At 74.6% G+C, this 14,873-nt stretch carries 17 protein-coding genes; 6 read left to right on the forward strand and 11 right to left on the reverse strand.

The features are described 5' to 3' along the window. Positions 1-77 precede the first annotated feature (77 nt). The 4 genes from GSF02_RS07690 to GSF02_RS07705 all read right to left on the reverse strand — a co-directional run bounded on the left by GSF02_RS07690 (position 78) and on the right by GSF02_RS07705 (position 4,113). Complete coding sequence (locus GSF02_RS07690) at positions 78-1,040, reverse strand: carbohydrate ABC transporter permease (protein WP_159794407.1); 963 nt, start codon at positions 1,038-1,040, stop codon at positions 78-80. After that, positions 1,037-2,065 (reverse strand): carbohydrate ABC transporter permease, encoded by a 1,029-nt coding sequence (locus GSF02_RS07695; RefSeq protein WP_235915445.1) that lies wholly within the window; start codon positions 2,063-2,065, stop codon positions 1,037-1,039. Before GSF02_RS07695 ends, GSF02_RS07690 begins: the two co-directional genes overlap by 4 nt. 163 nt (positions 2,066-2,228) lie before the next feature. Continuing rightward, complete coding sequence (locus GSF02_RS07700; RefSeq protein ID WP_159794411.1) at positions 2,229-3,227, reverse strand: NAD-dependent epimerase/dehydratase family protein; 999 nt, start codon at positions 3,225-3,227, stop codon at positions 2,229-2,231. 46 nt (positions 3,228-3,273) lie between these two features. Further along, on the reverse strand, positions 3,274-4,113 hold the full coding sequence (locus GSF02_RS07705) for a glycerophosphodiester phosphodiesterase (RefSeq protein ID WP_235915446.1): 840 nt from the start codon (positions 4,111-4,113) through the stop codon (positions 3,274-3,276). A 700-nt stretch (positions 4,114-4,813) separates the two neighbouring features. Here GSF02_RS07705 and GSF02_RS07710 point away from each other — a divergent pair. After that, positions 4,814-6,214 carry a sugar transferase gene (locus GSF02_RS07710; RefSeq protein WP_159794413.1) on the forward strand — a complete coding sequence of 467 codons (1,401 nt, stop codon included), beginning with the start codon at positions 4,814-4,816 and terminating at the stop codon, positions 6,212-6,214. After that, positions 6,201-7,400 carry a glycosyltransferase gene (locus GSF02_RS07715; protein WP_159794415.1) on the forward strand — a complete coding sequence of 400 codons (1,200 nt, stop codon included), beginning with the start codon at positions 6,201-6,203 and terminating at the stop codon, positions 7,398-7,400. Before GSF02_RS07710 ends, GSF02_RS07715 begins: the two co-directional genes overlap by 14 nt. Positions 7,401-7,537: 137 nt before the next feature. On the opposite strand, the gene GSF02_RS07720 is transcribed toward GSF02_RS07715, so the two are convergent. Continuing rightward, positions 7,538-8,581: an NAD(P)-dependent alcohol dehydrogenase gene (locus tag GSF02_RS07720; protein ID WP_159794417.1), complete on the reverse strand. Its 1,044-nt coding sequence runs from the start codon at positions 8,579-8,581 to the stop codon at positions 7,538-7,540. Between the two features lie 244 nt (positions 8,582-8,825). On the opposite strand from GSF02_RS07720, the gene GSF02_RS07725 reads away from it, so the two are divergent. Continuing rightward, on the forward strand, positions 8,826-9,272 hold the full coding sequence (locus tag GSF02_RS07725) for a hypothetical protein (protein WP_159794419.1): 447 nt from the start codon (positions 8,826-8,828) through the stop codon (positions 9,270-9,272). A gap of 35 nt (positions 9,273-9,307) precedes the next feature. Here GSF02_RS07725 and GSF02_RS07730 read toward each other — a convergent pair whose 3' ends face one another. After that, positions 9,308-9,910: a hypothetical protein gene (locus tag GSF02_RS07730; RefSeq protein WP_159794421.1), complete on the reverse strand. Its 603-nt coding sequence runs from the start codon at positions 9,908-9,910 to the stop codon at positions 9,308-9,310. Positions 9,911-10,191: 281 nt separating this feature from the next. Further along, the gene (locus GSF02_RS07735; RefSeq protein ID WP_159794423.1) at positions 10,192-10,437 is read right to left on the reverse strand and encodes a hypothetical protein; all 246 of its coding nucleotides are present in this window, start codon (positions 10,435-10,437) and stop codon (positions 10,192-10,194) included. Positions 10,438-10,650: 213 nt separating this feature from the next. Between GSF02_RS07735 and GSF02_RS07740 the strand changes: the two genes are divergently transcribed. The 3 genes from GSF02_RS07740 to GSF02_RS07750 all read left to right on the forward strand — a co-directional run bounded on the left by GSF02_RS07740 (position 10,651) and on the right by GSF02_RS07750 (position 12,311). Then, positions 10,651-10,842, forward strand: a complete 192-nt coding sequence (locus tag GSF02_RS07740; protein ID WP_159794425.1) for a hypothetical protein — start codon at positions 10,651-10,653, stop codon at positions 10,840-10,842. Between the two features lie 134 nt (positions 10,843-10,976). Next, positions 10,977-11,573 carry a helix-turn-helix domain-containing protein gene (locus GSF02_RS07745; RefSeq protein WP_159794427.1) on the forward strand — a complete coding sequence of 199 codons (597 nt, stop codon included), beginning with the start codon at positions 10,977-10,979 and terminating at the stop codon, positions 11,571-11,573. 24 nt (positions 11,574-11,597) lie between these two features. Continuing rightward, the gene (locus tag GSF02_RS07750; RefSeq protein WP_159794429.1) at positions 11,598-12,311 is read left to right on the forward strand and encodes a DUF2637 domain-containing protein; all 714 of its coding nucleotides are present in this window, start codon (positions 11,598-11,600) and stop codon (positions 12,309-12,311) included. 54 nt (positions 12,312-12,365) lie between these two features. Here the strand turns inward: GSF02_RS07750 and GSF02_RS07755 are convergent, their stop codons facing one another. From GSF02_RS07755 to GSF02_RS07770, 4 genes are all read right to left on the reverse strand, one after another. Next, positions 12,366-12,842 carry a hypothetical protein gene (locus tag GSF02_RS07755; RefSeq protein ID WP_159794431.1) on the reverse strand — a complete coding sequence of 159 codons (477 nt, stop codon included), beginning with the start codon at positions 12,840-12,842 and terminating at the stop codon, positions 12,366-12,368. Beyond that, positions 12,839-13,126 carry a hypothetical protein gene (locus tag GSF02_RS07760; protein ID WP_201308841.1) on the reverse strand — a complete coding sequence of 96 codons (288 nt, stop codon included), beginning with the start codon at positions 13,124-13,126 and terminating at the stop codon, positions 12,839-12,841. The genes GSF02_RS07755 and GSF02_RS07760 overlap by 4 nt, the downstream gene beginning before the upstream one ends. Before the next feature lies 1 nt (position 13,127). Next, positions 13,128-13,727, reverse strand: coding sequence for a holin (locus tag GSF02_RS07765; protein WP_159794433.1), 600 nt, complete (start codon positions 13,725-13,727; stop codon positions 13,128-13,130). A 147-nt stretch (positions 13,728-13,874) separates the two neighbouring features. Beyond that, positions 13,875-14,804, reverse strand: a complete 930-nt coding sequence (locus GSF02_RS07770) for a peptidoglycan recognition protein family protein (protein ID WP_159794435.1) — start codon at positions 14,802-14,804, stop codon at positions 13,875-13,877. Between the last annotated feature and the right edge of the window lie 69 nt (positions 14,805-14,873).

The raw sequence follows: 14,873 nt of genomic DNA on the forward strand, positions 1-14,873 counted from the left end.
CGGCGAGGGGCCGGGACGAGGGGGGCGGCCCGCGGGCCGCAGGGGAGGACCCGGCCGGGTGGCGGCCGGGCGGGACGTCAGCCCTTGAGCGCGCCGGCGGCGATGCCGCCCATGATCCGCTTCTGGGCGACGAAGAAGACGACGAGCATCGGCAGGCCGACCATGACGGTGCCGGCCAGGATCGAGCCCCAGTTGGTGTAGCCCTCCTGGCTGCGCAGGAACATCAGGCCGATCGGCAGCGTCCGCATGTCGGCGGTGCTCGTGACGATGAGCGGCCAGACGAAGTCGTTCCACTTGCCGATGAGCACGATGAGCGTGCCGGTGAGGATCATCGGCTTGCACAGCGGCACGACGAGCGTGAGCATCCGGCGCAGGTGGCCGGCGCCGTCCACGAGCGCGGCGTCGATCAGCTCGCCGGGCACCTGGCGCATCTGCTGGTAGACCAGGAACATCGCGAACGCGCTGCCCATCCCGGGCAGGATCAGGCCGGCGTAGGTGTTGAGCCAGCCCAGCTCGCCCACGGTGATGTAGTTGACCAGCAGCGTCACGTGGCCCGGCAGCATCAGCGAGCCGAGCACCAGCACGAACACGGCCTTCTTGAACCGGAACCGCACGAACGCGAAGGCGTAGGCGGACAGGATCGCGCAACCCATCTCCAGGACGGTGCCGACGCCGGTGGTGATGATCGAGTTGACGAAGAACCGGTCGAACGGCGCGGCCCGCCAGGCCTCGGCGAAGTTCGACCACTCGAGGCTGGAGGGCAACCAGCGCAGGGGCCAGGCGTAGATGTCGGACTCGGGCTTCACCGCCGAGCTGAACAGCCAGTAGACCGGGACGACGAACAGCAGCAGCACGAGCGCCAGCAGCACGTACTGGACGATCGTCAGCGGCAGCGGACGGCGGGTCACCGCCGAGCCGGGGCCCGAGGTGGTGGTGCTGCGCCGGCGGCCGGAGCCCCTGCCGGCGCCTCTGCCGGCGCTCGCGGCAGGCGTGGTGGGCGCGGCGTCGGCCGGCGCGGTGGGGGTGACGACGGCGCTCACGAGTAGTGCACCTTCCTCTCGGCGAAGCGGGTCTGCAGGACGGTGACCACCATGAGGATCACGAACAGCACCGTGGCCGCGGCGGCGGACGAGCCGATGTCGAACCGCAGGAAGGCCTGGTCGTAGACCATCCAGGTGAGGGTCGTCGAGGAGACCCCGGGCCCGCCGGAGGTGAGGATGGCGATGATGTCGAAGGCCTGGGCGCTGGTGATGATGCCGGTCAGCAGCAGGAAGTAGGTGACCGGGCTGAGCAGCGGCAGCGTCATGCTGCGGAAGAGCTTCCAGCCGTGCGCGCCGTCCAGCGACGCCGCCTCGAAGAGGTCCTTCGGCAGGTCGAGGATCGCGGTGTAGTAGATGATCGCGACGAACCCGAGGCGCTGCCAGGCGTAGGCGACGGTGATCGCCCACAGCGACCAGTCCGACGTCGTCGTCCACTGCGGGGAGTCGGCGCCGAAGGCGTTGAACGCCAGGCGGCTGAGGCCGTAGGTGGGGTCGAACATGAACAGCCACACGATGCCGACGGCAGCGCCCGGCAGCATGTGCGGGGCGAACGTCATGGTCCGTGTCAGGCCGGCGAACCGCAGCCTGCGCGACAGCAGGTAGCCGATGCCGAGGCCGCCCACCAGCGTGCCGCCGACGGTGACCGCGGTGAAGACGCCGGTGTTGGCCAGCACGGTGCCGAACTCCGGGTCCTGGAGCAGGTCCACGTAGTTCTGCAGGCCGACGAAGACCGGCGACGGGGAGATGAAGTCCCAGTCCATGAGGCTCAGGACGACGTTGTAGATCGTCGGCCAGTACGAGAACACCAGGATCGCGGCCAGGTTCGGGGCGACCAGCGCGGCGAACAGCAGGCCCTCGCGCAGCCCGCGGCGGCGGCGGGCGCGGCGACGCTCGGCCGACGGGGCCGGCACGGGCGAGGCGGACGACGGCGCGGTGCGGGCGGCGCTCGCGGTGCCGGCCGGGACCTGCGGCCCGCCGACGTCGGGCCGCGTGGGCGCGGCCGGTGCAGCAACGGTGTGGGTCACGGGCCACATTCGACGGGTCGGCGGTTGCGGGCAGCCGACCGGCAGGCGAACCGGCGCGGAAGCGGCGGGGAAGGGTCCGGGAAGGTCCGGCGACGCCGGGTCGAACGGCAGGTGGACGTCAGGCGGTGGGGCGTCCGGCGGTGGGGCGTCAGGCGGTGGGGCGTCAGGCGGGGCGGCCGTCGAGCGCGCGCAGCACCTCGGCCTCCTGCGCCGCCGTCAGGCCCGTCACCGTGGCGCGCGGCGTGGCCCGCAGCCACGCCAGCGTGTCCCGGGCGGTCTCGGCGACCGGCCGCGGCCGCAGCCCGGCCGCGAGGGACGCGGCGACGTCGTGCCCCACGATGCCGTCGTACTGCGGGCGGGGCAGCCACAGCGGCAGCGAGCGCTCCCCGGACCAGGGCGCCACCCCGGCGGCCTCGAGCGCGGCGTGCGACGCCCACCGCCAGGCCGGCGCCGCGCCGCACCCGGCGGCGACCTCGGCCAGCAGGTCGCCGAGCGGCACCGGCGGCGCCACCCCGTCGTAGACGCCGTCGGCGCGGGCCTCGGCGAGGTCGACGAGCCAGGCCGCGAGGTCGCGCACGTCGACCAGCTGGACGGCGTCGGACGGGTCGCCGGGTGCCAGCACCTGCGCGCCTGGCTCGTACGCCGCCCGCGCCAGGCGCGCCACCCAGTACGCGAACCGCCCCGACGGGTCGCCGGGCCCGGCGATCAGGCCCGGTCGCACCACGGTGCTGCTCGCGGTGCCGGCGCGGACGGCCTCCTCGCACGCCACCTTCATGCCGCCGTAGGCGGCGGGGTCGAGGCTGTCGAGGTCCTCGCCGACCGCCGGCCGCAGCGGCAGCGTGCCCGGGCCTCCACCGGGCGTCGCCTCGTCGGCGTAGACGTTGATCGTCGAGACGAAGACCCAGTGCGCGTCCGGCAGGGCGGCGACCGCCGTGCGCACGTGCGAGGGCTTGCGGGCGACGTCGACGACGGCGTCGAACCGCTCGGCGGCGAGCGCCGCCGGCAGCCCGGCGTCGCGGTCGGCGACGACGTGCCGCACCCCGGGCGGGACCGCGCCCGAGACGCCGCGGCTCACGGCCACGACGTCGTGGCCGCGAGCGAGCGCCGCCGTCGCGACGGCCTTCGAGAGGAACACGGTCCCGCCGAGCACCAGGAGCTTCATGCGCCCACCCTGGCGGCCTGCCGGGCGCGGTGGCGAGCGGTGTCGCTCAGGGCAGAAGCCGCGCCTCGGCCGGGGTCGCGGGCGTCGGTGCTGCCGCCGTCGCCCGGCCCTCGAGCCAGCCGGCCAGGCGGTCGGGCCGGTCGGTGATGACGGCGTCGACGCCGGCCGCGAGCACGCCGGCCCACTGCTCGGCGTCGTTGGCCGTCCACGTCATGACCCGCAGGCCGGCGTCGTGCAGCCGCTGCACCAGCGCCGGGTCCTCCAGCACCATCCCGACGTACGGGTTGCACGCGACCACCTCGAGCTCGGCCGCCACCTCGAGCAGGCGGTCCCACTGCTGGTGCACCAGCCAGCCGCGCGGCAGGTGAGGCGCGACGTCGCGCAGCGCCGCGACGGTCTCCGGGTGGAACGACTGCACCACGACCCGGTCGGCCAGGCCGGCGACGTCGATCGCGTCGGTCACCGTGCGGGCGTCGTCGGCCGCCCACGAGCCCTTGAGCTCCAGCAGCAGGTCGGTGCCGGGCCGGGCCGCGAGCAGGTCGAGCACCTCGGCGAACGTCGGGATGCGCTGGCCGGCGTACGCGGGGGAGAAGGTCACGCCGGCGTCGAGCGCGCGCAGCGCCCCGAGCGCCAGCCCGGCCACCGCCCCCGTGCCGTCGGTCGTGGCGTCGACCGTGTCGTCGTGGATGACCACGACCTCGCCGTCCGCGGTGAGCTGGACGTCGATCTCCACCGCGTGCGCCTGCGCGCGCCACGCCGACTCGAGGGCCGCGAGCGTGTTCTGCGGGGCGACGGAGGAGTTGCCGCGGTGGGCGATCACGACCGGCGAGGCGGAGCCTGTCGGGGCGGGGCCGGGGGAGGAGAGGGACGGCAGCAGCGTGGTCACGCCCCCACGCTAGGGGCCGCGGCGGTGCGGGACAGGTCGTGGCGGCGCGCCGCGGGCCGATGTTCGCCGAGGCTTCACGCGGACGTCGGCGGGCTGTCACCGGACGCACGGACGGTCGCCCGCGGCGGCCCAGACCGCTCGTTGCCCCGAGCGCTCAGCGCACTGACCTGCAGCGACGGCCGACGGCAGGCACTTTTGAGGAGAACCGGGGAACTTTCACCCGGCAGGCGTCCGGATTCAACCTTGTGGCCCCGGTCACCACCCACGTCTACTGGTCGCACCACGTCGCAAGGAGCAGGCGCCAGGGGGGCGCAGGCCGGCTCGAGAAAACGCCGCACGGTTCGGCGTCACCCATCCGGTCCACCCGTCACAGGGGCACCCCATGAGCTCTCGCCGCCACCCCCCGCCTCCGCCCGGCGCGCCGCACCCGCGCGGCACCTGCCGAGCGTGGCGGTCGCCGGCCGTCCCGCGCAGCCGCCGGGCGAGCTGAGCCGCCCCGTCCCACCACCCTCCGGCCGACACGGCCGCCCGCGCAGCGCGGAGCCCCTGGCTCCTGGCGCGCCGGGCCCGCGTCGCCGCCGTCCCGTCCGAAGGAACCTCCATGGTTGTCGAGAAGGACTTCGTGCGCCCAAAAACGGGTGCGCAACCGCCCACCCGGGCACGAGTGCGGTCGCTCTCCGCCCGTGTCTGGGAGCGTGCGGTGCGACGCCGCGTCGCGCTGACGGACGCGGGCGCCGTCGCCATCACGCTCACCGTGGCCTACGTGCTGCGGTTCGAGCAGATCGGCCTGGGTGGCGCCGCCACCCTGCACGTGCGCGACGAGTACGTGCTGATCTCCGTGGTCATGTTCCTGACCTGGCTCGCCGCGCTGCGCTTCGGCGAGGCCCACGACCCCAAGCTCATGGGCACCGACCCGCACGAGTACCTGCGGGTCACCAACATCACGCTCGCGTACTTCGGGGCCGTCGCCGTCGTCGCCTACCTGCTGCGCTACGACCTGGCGCGCGGGTACGTGGCGATCGCCATGCCCCTGGGCCTGGTGCTGCTCAACGTGGGGCGCCTGGTCCACCGGCGGCTGCTCGAGACCGAGCGGCGGTCCGGCCGGCACATCACGCGGGCCCTCGTGGTCGGCGGTCGCGACAGCGTCACCCAGCTGGTGGACGAGCTGGGCCGCGACTCGCGCGTGGTGCTGGAGACCGTCGCGGCGTGCGTGCCGGGCGGCGCGATCGGGCCGTACGAGGAGGTGCGGGGCGTGCCCGTCGTCGGCGACGTCCCGGACGCCGCCGAGCGGGCCCGCGCCCTGGGCGCCGACGCCGTGATCGTCACGAGCTGCGACATGGTGACGCCGCGGTCGGTCAAGCGCCTGGCGTGGGACCTGGAGTCCGTCGGGGCGGACCTCATCCTGGCGCCCGCGCTGACCGACGTCGCCGGGCCGCGCGTGCGGACGCGGCCGGTGGCCGGCCTGCCGCTGATGCACGTCGAGGCGCCCGGGTACACGGGGCCGCAGCTTGTGGTCAAGCGCACCTTCGACCTGGTCGGCGCCGCCGCGCTGCTGGTGGTCCTGGCCGTGCCCCTCGCCGTGATCGCGCTCGCCGTGCTGCTGGCGAGCCCGGGGCCGGTGCTGTTCGCGCAGGAGCGCATCGGCCTGGGCGGGCGGCCGTTCACGATGTACAAGTTCCGCTCGATGGTGCCGGACGCCGAGGCGCGGCTCGAGAGCATCCGCATCCTCGACGAGGGCAACGGGCTGCTGTTCAAGATGAAGGAGGACCCGCGGGTCACCCGCGTGGGCAGGTTCCTGCGCCGCTACTCCCTCGACGAGCTGCCGCAGCTGTTCAACGTGCTCACCGGCTCCATGAGCCTGGTGGGGCCGCGCCCGCAGCTGCCCCGCGAGGTCGCGATGCACGACGGCGAGATCGGTCGCCGGCTGCTGGTGCGCCCGGGGCTCACCGGCCTGTGGCAGGTCAAGGGCCGCTCGGACCTGTCCCTCGAGGAGAGCAAGCGGCTCGACCTCTACTACGTCGAGAACTGGAGCCCGCTCGTCGACATCAGCATCCTGCTCAAGACGTTCCGAGCGGTGGTGAGCCGTCGTGGCGCTTACTGACCTCGCCCGCGCGGGGACCGCGCGCGACGCCGCGGCCACCACCGCCGACGCCCGGCCCGACGCCGTCCGCGGCGGGGGAGTGCTGGTGCACGAGTGGATCGAGCGCACCGGCGGCGCCGAGCGCGTCCTCGACCACCTGGTCGAGGAGTTCCCCGGGGCGCCGGTGGTGTGCCTGTGGGACGACGCGCCGGGGCGCTACCCGGGCACGACGGTGCGCGAGTCGGCGCTGGCGCGCACGCCGCTGCGGCGCCACAAGGCGCTGACCGCGCCGCTCATGCCCTCGGTGTGGCACGGGCGCTGGTCCGGCGTCGAGGACCCCGAGTGGGTGCTGGCGACCAGCCACTCCTTCGGGCACCACTTCTGCACCGGCCCGGCCGCGCGCGGCGCGCGCACCCTCGCGTACGTGCACACCCCGGCCCGGTTCCTGTGGGCGCCGGAGAGCGACCCGCGCGGGCGGCACCCCGTCGTCGGCCTGGCCGCCCCCGCGCTGCGGCACGTGGACCGCCGCCGCGCCCGGCGCCTGGACGACCTCGCGGCGAACAGCCGGTACGTCCGCGCCCGCATCGCCCTGAGCTGGGGGCGCGACGCGCGGGTCATCTACCCCCCGGTGGACGTGGCGGCGCTGACCCGGGTCGCCGACTGGGCGGACGAGGTGACCGGGGCCGAGCGCGCCGTCGTCGACTCCCTGCCGCCGACGTACGTCCTGGGCGCCTCGCGCCTGGTGGCGTACAAGCGGCTGGACCTGGTGATCCGGGCGGGGGAGGCGGCGGGGCTGCCGGTGCTGCTCGTCGGCGAGGGGCCGCAGGCCGGCCGGCTGGCGGAGCTCGCCGCCGCGGCGTCCGTGCCGGTGCGGTTCCTCGGGGCGGTGTCGGACGCGTTGCTGCGGCTGCTCATGCAGCGGGCGCTGGCGTACGTGTTCCCGCCGGTCGAGGACTTCGGGATCCTGCCCGTCGAGGCCATGGCGCTCGGGGCGCCCACGGTGGTGAACGCCGAGGGCGGGGCCCGCGAGAGCGTCGAGCGGCTCGGCCTCGGCGTCGTCGCCGAGAGCCTCGACGACGCCGGCCTGCGCCGCGCCGTCGAGGCCGCCGCCGCCCTGCCGCGCGCCGACGTCAGTGCGCTGGCCGAGCGGACCTTCGGTGTCCGTCGCTTCCGTCGCGAGGTGCGCGACTGGGTCGACGGGGGATAGCTCCGGTCGCCTTCGGGCGTCCGGTGCACCGCGCCGGTCGGGCAGCCATACCCCCCTGGGCAGCCCGGCCGGCGTCGGTGTTCCTGGCGCCGGTCACCGGCGCCGACGGCCTCGGCGCCTCAGGCGTGCGGCGCGCCTCAGGCGTGCGGCACGACGACGGCGCGGCCGCTCAGCTCGCCGGCCTCGAGGCGGCGGTAGGCGTCGAGCGCGTCGTCCATGGCGAACCGCTCGACGTGCGGCGTGATCTGGCCGGCCTTGTACATGGCCACGACCTCGTAGAGCTCCTCGATGGTGCCCCAGTAGGTGTTGGTGAGCTCGGCCTCGTACGGGTTGCCGAAGAAGGACCAGTCCACGGTGCCGTTGGCCACGCCGACGACGGTGATGCGGCCCTGGCGCGCCACCACCTGCTGGGCGGTGCGGATCGTGGGGGCGGCGCCGACGAAGTCGAACACGGCGTCCACGCCGCGGCCGCCGGTGAGCTCGCGGATCGCCTCGACCTGGCCCTCGCCGCCGGGGACGGTGACCGCGCCGGCCGCCGCCGCGCGCTCCATGGCGTCGGCCTTCATGTCGGTGGCGACGACGGTGGCGCCGGTGAGCGCGGTGAGGATCTGCACGGCGATCTGGCCGAGGCCGCCGAGGCCGATGACCAGGGCGGTGCGGCCGCCGCCGGCGAGCTTCGGCAGGGCGAGCTTGATCGCGTGGTACGGCGTCAGGCCGGCGTCGCTCAGCGGCGCGGCGGCGACCGGGTCGGCGTCGCCGAGCGGCACGAGGTTGCGGGCCGGGACCGTCACGTACTCGGCCATGCCGCCGTCGCGGCCGATGCCGGTGGCGAGGTAGTCCATCGAGGCCACGTTGTGGCAGTAGGTGTCCTGGCCGCGCGAGCAGGCCGGGCAGTGGCCGCAGCCGATGGGGCCGTAGACCAGGTAGGCGCCGCCCTTCGCGAAGCCGTCCACGCCCGGGCCGACCTCCTCGACCCAGCCCGAGACCTCGTGGCCGAGCACGAAGGCCGGCGGGATGGAGCCGGGACCGTCCGGGGTGAACTCCTTGTAGATGCTGACGTCCGAGTGGCACGCGCCCGACCCGGCGACCTTCAGCAGCACCTCGCCGGGGCCCGGTGTCGGGCGCTCGATCTCGGTGAGGGAGGGGAACGTCTGGAACTTCTCGAAGACGACGGCGCGCATCGTGCTCACTGTCCTGGCCTTTCGTCGAAACCGCGGACGGACCGGGCGGCCCGCCCCCGCCGCCAGTATTCGCCCGGGCGGCGCCGGATCGGGTGAGCCGGGGGAGGTTTGTGAGCCGATTCACGACCGACTGGTCAGGGTGTCGTCCGGATCGGGTGAGGCGTCGGGTGAGCCTCCGGGTGAAAAGCCGGGCGGGGCCCGGTGCCGGGCGGTCCGCGGTGCTCTGCGGCGCGATGCTGCGGTGATGGGGGAGGAGCTCCGCCGGTACGTGCGCCTGGTGCTCGAGGTCGAGGTCGAGGTGGTCGACCCGACGGCGCTGCGCGCCGCAGTGCTCAAGAGCTCGTCCGACGCCGCGATCTGGGCCGCGGTGGAGCGTGCCGTCGCCGACCAGGCGGTCGCGGACGGGCCCCTGCGCGACCGCAACGAGCACGACGCCGCGTCGGCGGCCACGCAGGCGCTCTGGGAGTCGCGGGCGTGGCCGATCTTCGCCCAGCGCCTGCGCGCGGCCGGGCTGTCGACCGTCGCGTACAGCAGCTTCGTGCCGCGCATCCGCAAGGACGACGACCCGGACACGTTCCGCGCCCTGCCCGAGATCCCCGCCCGGCGCAACGACGGCACGGTGCCGCGGGTCGTCGAGCGGTCGGCGTCGGTCGAGCCGGCGGACCCGCGGGAGGAGGACGGGCTGTCGTGACCGCCGCGCTGTCGTGACCGCCGCCTTGCGGGCGCTCAGCCGCCGACGCCCACCTCGTTGAGCGGCGCGCCGTCGCCCTCCTCCGGCAGGTCACCCCGCTCGACGGGCTCCCCCGGGGCCGGCTCGTCGCCCTGCTCGACCGGGCCCTCCGGCTGCGGGACGTCGCTGAAGAGCTCGTCGAGCTCGCCCGCCGTGGGGACGCGCACGGAGTCCGCCGCCTGACGCATGGTCGCCGCGTCGACGTCGGACCCCTCGAGGCGCACGGTCGCCTCGCCCTCGGTGACCACGCACGTGTAGGTCGACCGCCCGGCGTCGGCGAGGGCGTCGCAGGCGTCGCCCGAGCCCGCGCGGTCGGTGGTCAGCATGACGGTGGACGCCCCGCCGTCGGCGGCGCGCACGTACGCGGCGGACATCCCGTCGGCGCCCGAGACGCCGACCGACTGGGTCGCCAGGTCGAAGCCGTCGAGGTCCAGCACGTACACGAGCTCGGGCGCGATGCCGGCGCCGGCGGCGCGCTCCGCGATCGCGTCCGCGTCGGCGGGACCGCCCATGCCGGCACAGCCGGCCAGCACGACGAAGCACGCCGCGACGGCGGCGGGCAGGGTGACGTTCCGGGGTCGGTGCCCGTCGGGTGTCATGGCGGCACGCTAGCCGATCGTGACGGCGGTCACGTCGACCATGGGGCGCCGGGAGGGGCGAGGGTGGGCCCCGTGGGGATCGAACCCACAACCCGCGGATTAAAAGTCCGTCCCGCACGGTGAAACCTGGTGCCGCCTGGTGCAGTCTCGTGCAGCGTTTCCGCAGGTGAAGGACTAGATCGCCGCGAGCGCCGAGCGGCGGGTAAAGCCTCGTGCAGTGTGGTGCAGTCGGCGTTTGCTGCGCATCTGCTGCGCAGCGGCCGCCGCCGGTGAACGCTTGGTCAGCGGCGGCGCACATCGGCCGGCGTCAGCCAGCACCCGGCGAACCGCGACCGCGGATCAGAGACCCGCACGAGCGCCAGCTCGCGGGTGTAGGCGTAGGCGACCGTCTCGATGCGCTCTTCGCCGTCGCGCTCCCACACGATCCGCGCCGTCACCGGGATGTCGCAGTCGATCTGCGAGCGCCGGGGCGGGATCTCCTGGGCGTTGAGGATCGCCTGGTGGGGGATCGGGCTGTCGCCGTACACGGGTTCAGTGTGCGCCTTCAGTTCGGAGAACTTCAGCGCTCCCCAACATGACAGCGCGGCACCCCTTCCCCTCCCTTCAGGAGGAAGCTGGGCGCACCCCGACAGGGTGTGCGTGGCGCCGAGGTCCGCGCGGCGACGCCGCGCGACGACTTCACCCCACCTGCCTGTCCACCGGACTAGACAAACGTCTAGCACCCTAGACATACTGGCGTCATGACCGCACTCGAGAAGCTCGCTGACCTCGCGGCCGCCGTCGCGACGGCGGAGCGTGACGCGCAGACCGCTCGGGACGAGCGCGACGCCGCCATCCGCGAGGCGCTGGCGGCCGGCGTCAGCGTGGCGGACATCGTTGCGGCCACCGGGCTCCACCGCCAGCGCGTCTACCAGATCCGCGACAGCGGCTGACCGAGCCGGCGTCACGCCTCCGTGGCGCCCTCCAACAACAGAGCGGCCCCGCCAGGTGCTGGAACACCGGACGGGGCCTCACCACCGAGAGATTGGCCCTCTCAATGGCTTCCCCGCAGCATAGCGGGGGCGCGGTGACACTGCCGCCCCCCGTGCGCATCAACGCCCACTCGCCCCTGTGGCGCATCGTCGACGCCCTCGCCGCCTCCGGGTGGGGCGAGCTGCGTGACGCCCCGCAGTCGGTGCGCACCTATCTCCTGGCCCTCGGCCGGCTCGCCGACGCGCGCACCGGCCTCGCCGAGATCACCGACGCCCAGGCCGCCGAGCGCGCCGGGCTGTCCGTGCGGACCATCATCCGGGCGCGCACCTGGCTGCAAGAGGCCGGCCTGCTCGAGCAGCTGCGCCGCGGTGCCCGCCAGGGACTGCGCGGCGTCGCCTCGCTCCTGCGGCTCGGAAAGCGCGCGCTCGTCGCGATGCTGCCCGGCGCCCGCGCCGCCAAGGACGCCCGCGCCCGGGCCCGCGCCGCCCGCCCTGGCGGCGCTCCCAACCTGACACCGCGACCGCCCTTCCCCTCCCTCAGGAGGAAGGCGGGCGCACCCCGCTGGGGTGTGCGTACCGCGCCGTCGACCGTGCAGAAGCAGCTCGTCGACGAGGCGGCGCACGCCGCTGCCAACCCCGTCCGCCCCGAGACGCTGGCGAGCATCCGCGCGATGCTCGCGCGGCGCAGCTGACCCGTGCCCTCGAAGGAGAGACCGATGCAGCACCGCCCCGCCCGGATCAACCCCGACACCCTGCCCGTGCTTGCCCTCGCCGTCGTGCTCACGGCCGGGCTCGCCGCGGTGTCATTCCTGCTGTCCTTCGCCGGACTGTCCGCCGTGTCCGCCTGGGCCGCCGTCCCAGACGGACTCACCTGGGCCGTCCCGGTCATGCTCGACGTCGCGATCCTCGTCTACACCCTGGCCGTCCTGGTGCACCGAGCCCGCGGCGAGCGCGCGGCCGGCGCCTGGGCCGCCCTGGCGCTCTGGACGTCCGTGTCCGTGGCCGCCAACGCCGCGCACGCCGCCGGCGTCCCGGACACCTGGCAGACGGCCATCGGCACCGTCGTCGCCGGCCTCGCGCCCGTGGCCGTGCTGCTCGCCACCCACACGATCGCCCGCCTCGTCGTCGCACCTGCGCCGGCCGTCCACGCGGCCGCAGACGGTCCGGTGGCCGTGCCCGACGCCGTCCCGGACGCGGACAGCGCGCCGAAGTCGGACGCCTGGACGGGAACGGACGCCGGACGGGCGCCGGACGCCGACCCCGTCGAGGTGCGCCGCCACCGTCCCAGCGCCGCGCGTGGCCGCGCCGCTGAACATCGCGCGGACGTCCTGGCGATGCGGGACGACGGACTGTCCATTCGGCAGATCGCCGAGCGGGTGGGGCTGGGCAAGACGACCGTCGCGGAGCTGCTGCGCACCGCGCCGGGATGACGGGTGGACGGCGAAGAGCGCCCCACCTCCCCGGGTAGGGGAGGCGGGGCGCTCTCAAGATTCCGGGATCTCCGGAAGCGGGAACTGCTCGGCGACAACGCCGGCGAGGTGATCGACCATGCGCTCGGTGGCGTCCTTGAACGTGGCCCACAGCATGTCGCCGGCGCGCTGGCTGAGGAAGCCGGAGCGCAGCAGCCCGACACGGATCACGTCGGTCTGCTCACGGTGGGCCAGGTGTAGCAACTCGTGCACGATGTCGTTGCGCTGGCCCTCGGGCGAGCGCTCGAGCCAGTCCTCGCACAGATGGATGCCAGCGACGTAGCGACCCTCGACAGGGTCGACGTGGGCGATGGCCCCCTCCATAGCCGGCTCGGCGGCGAGGAACGTGTCCCAGTGACCCAGGTGGAGCCCGTCGCGCACGCGCCAGATGCACTCCTGGATCGCATCGGCCTGGGCGGACGAGAGCTCGAGGACGGGCTCCTTCTCCGGCTCGGGCTCCGGCGCCGGCGCGCTGGACTCGTCGAGGCTCACCGTGCGGGCCCGGCCGAAGCGGCTGCGGCGAGGCAGCCGGCGCAGGAGCCGTCCGGCTTGCCGCAGTAGTCGCACTCCGGGATCTCGGGCGGCAGGTCCAGCGCGGCGCGCACGGCGGCGTCCTTGGCCTCGAGGAGCTTGCGCAGCGCGACGGACTTCTCGGGCCCGTCGGGCAGCGTCTCGTCGATCTCGAGGGCCAGCCCGTGGAACCGGGCCGAGGTCGTGCGCAGCGGTCCGGCCGACAGGTGGCCGTGCTCGAAGTACCGCAGGATCGGGCTCGCCACGTCAGGCCTCCCGCTCGAGCTCGCGAACAGGACCCCACCACGTCGCCTGACGCGCGTCGTCCGGCCGGACGGCAGCGGTGTACCCGCCGTCCCCGCTGGAGAGGCTCGTGATCACGCCGTGCGCGCCGCCAGGGGTGATGACCCGGTCGCCCTCCGCGAGCGCCGGCGCCGAGTTGGGCGCCGTGGTGATGACCTGTGCTCCGTCGGGGCTGGTCGTGGCTTCCTCGGGCAGGGCGGCGATCACGGAGCGGATCAGCGTGACGGCGGCGGCGCCGGCGGCCTGGCCGAGGATGGCTCGGATGTCGACGTCGCCGAAGCCGGCTGCGGTGCCGAGGGCGGCGAGGAGCACCTGGAAGAACGTGCGCGCCACGCGGTCGACCACGGCGAGCCACGGCGGGCGGCCGGCGCCGAGCTCGGGCAGGTTGGCCAGCGAGGTGACGAGGGACAGCACGACGGCGAACCCGACGCCCGCGAGGGCCTCGAGCGCGGCGCGGGCGGACGGATCGGCGAGCAGCGGCACGACGAACGGCAGCGCCGCGGCGAGCAGCGTGTAGAGGGCGCGCCAGCCGGCGGCGCGCCAGAAGGTAGCGGTCGAGATCACGGGTAGCCTCCGTAGGCGAAGAGTCGGAGCAGGGTGAGGACGGGCCAGGAGGCGGCCCAGACGACGAGCACGAACGCGGCCCAGCACGCGGCCAAGACGAGCGCGGCCGCGGCGAGCGCCGCGGCCGCGCGGCGAAGAGGGCGCACCTCAGATGCGCCCGGTGTTGAGTCGCTCCTGCAGGGCCTCGACGGCGGTGGACGGCTTCCAGAGCTCGCCGTCGGCCTTGGTGCCGAGGTCCTGCTGCAGGGCGGTGAAGTACTGCGGGCCGGCCTTGCCGTCGATCGCGCCCTTGTAGCGCCCGCGGTCGCGCAGGATCTCCTGGTGTCGGCGGATGGTGGGGGAGCCGCCGTCGCCGGTCTTGCCGGTCCAGTCCCAGCCGGTGGTGCAGCCGGGGTTGTCGTCGCGCCAGGTGGCCGACTGGCGGGAGACCTCGCCGTCGACGACGTCCATGTCGAGCACCTGCTGCAGCCGGGTGGTGGTGCCGGTGCCCCACTTGCCGTCGACGTCGAGCTTGGCCTGGCCGGACGGCGTGGGGGTCGGGGCGGAGGCGCCGCCCCCGCCGGAGACCACGCCGCCGAGCGCGGCGGCCTTGCGGGCGACGTCGTCCAGGCGCGGCAGCAGGTACGGGCCGGGGCAGGCGGTGGCCACGCCGTACTCCTGGTGGCCCTTGAGGCTGGCGCGCACCGGGGCGAACCGGTGGCGCTGGGCGATGTCGGCGTACAGGCGGATGAGGGTGTCCATCGCGGCCGCGGAGATGCGCCACTCGGGGGCGCCGGTCTCGTTCTGGATCTCGACGGTGATCTTGTCGTCGTCGTTCGCGTAGGCCGACGTCGTCCAGGCGCGGTACTCCTCCGGCACCGACCCGATCAGCGAGCCGTTGTTGCGGATGATGTAGTTCGCGCTGGCCGGGTCGTTCGACGTCACCAGCCGGCGGATGCCGGAGTCGTTGGTCGCGGCGTGGTGGTGGACGTTCAGGCCGTTGATCCGCACGCCCTTGGGCCGGGCGGACCACTTCTTGCCCCCCTTGTAGCGACCGGTCGGGGGCATGACCTCGTTCGTGAGCGGGCTGTAGACCATGGCGGGTGCCTCCCGGGCATGACGAAGGCCGCGAGCGCCCGGGGGCGGTCGCGGCCTGCTGGTGGGTGT

This window comes from Puerhibacterium puerhi (assembly GCF_009846865.1).
GTDB lineage: Bacteria > Actinomycetota > Actinomycetes > Actinomycetales > Cellulomonadaceae > Puerhibacterium > Puerhibacterium puerhi.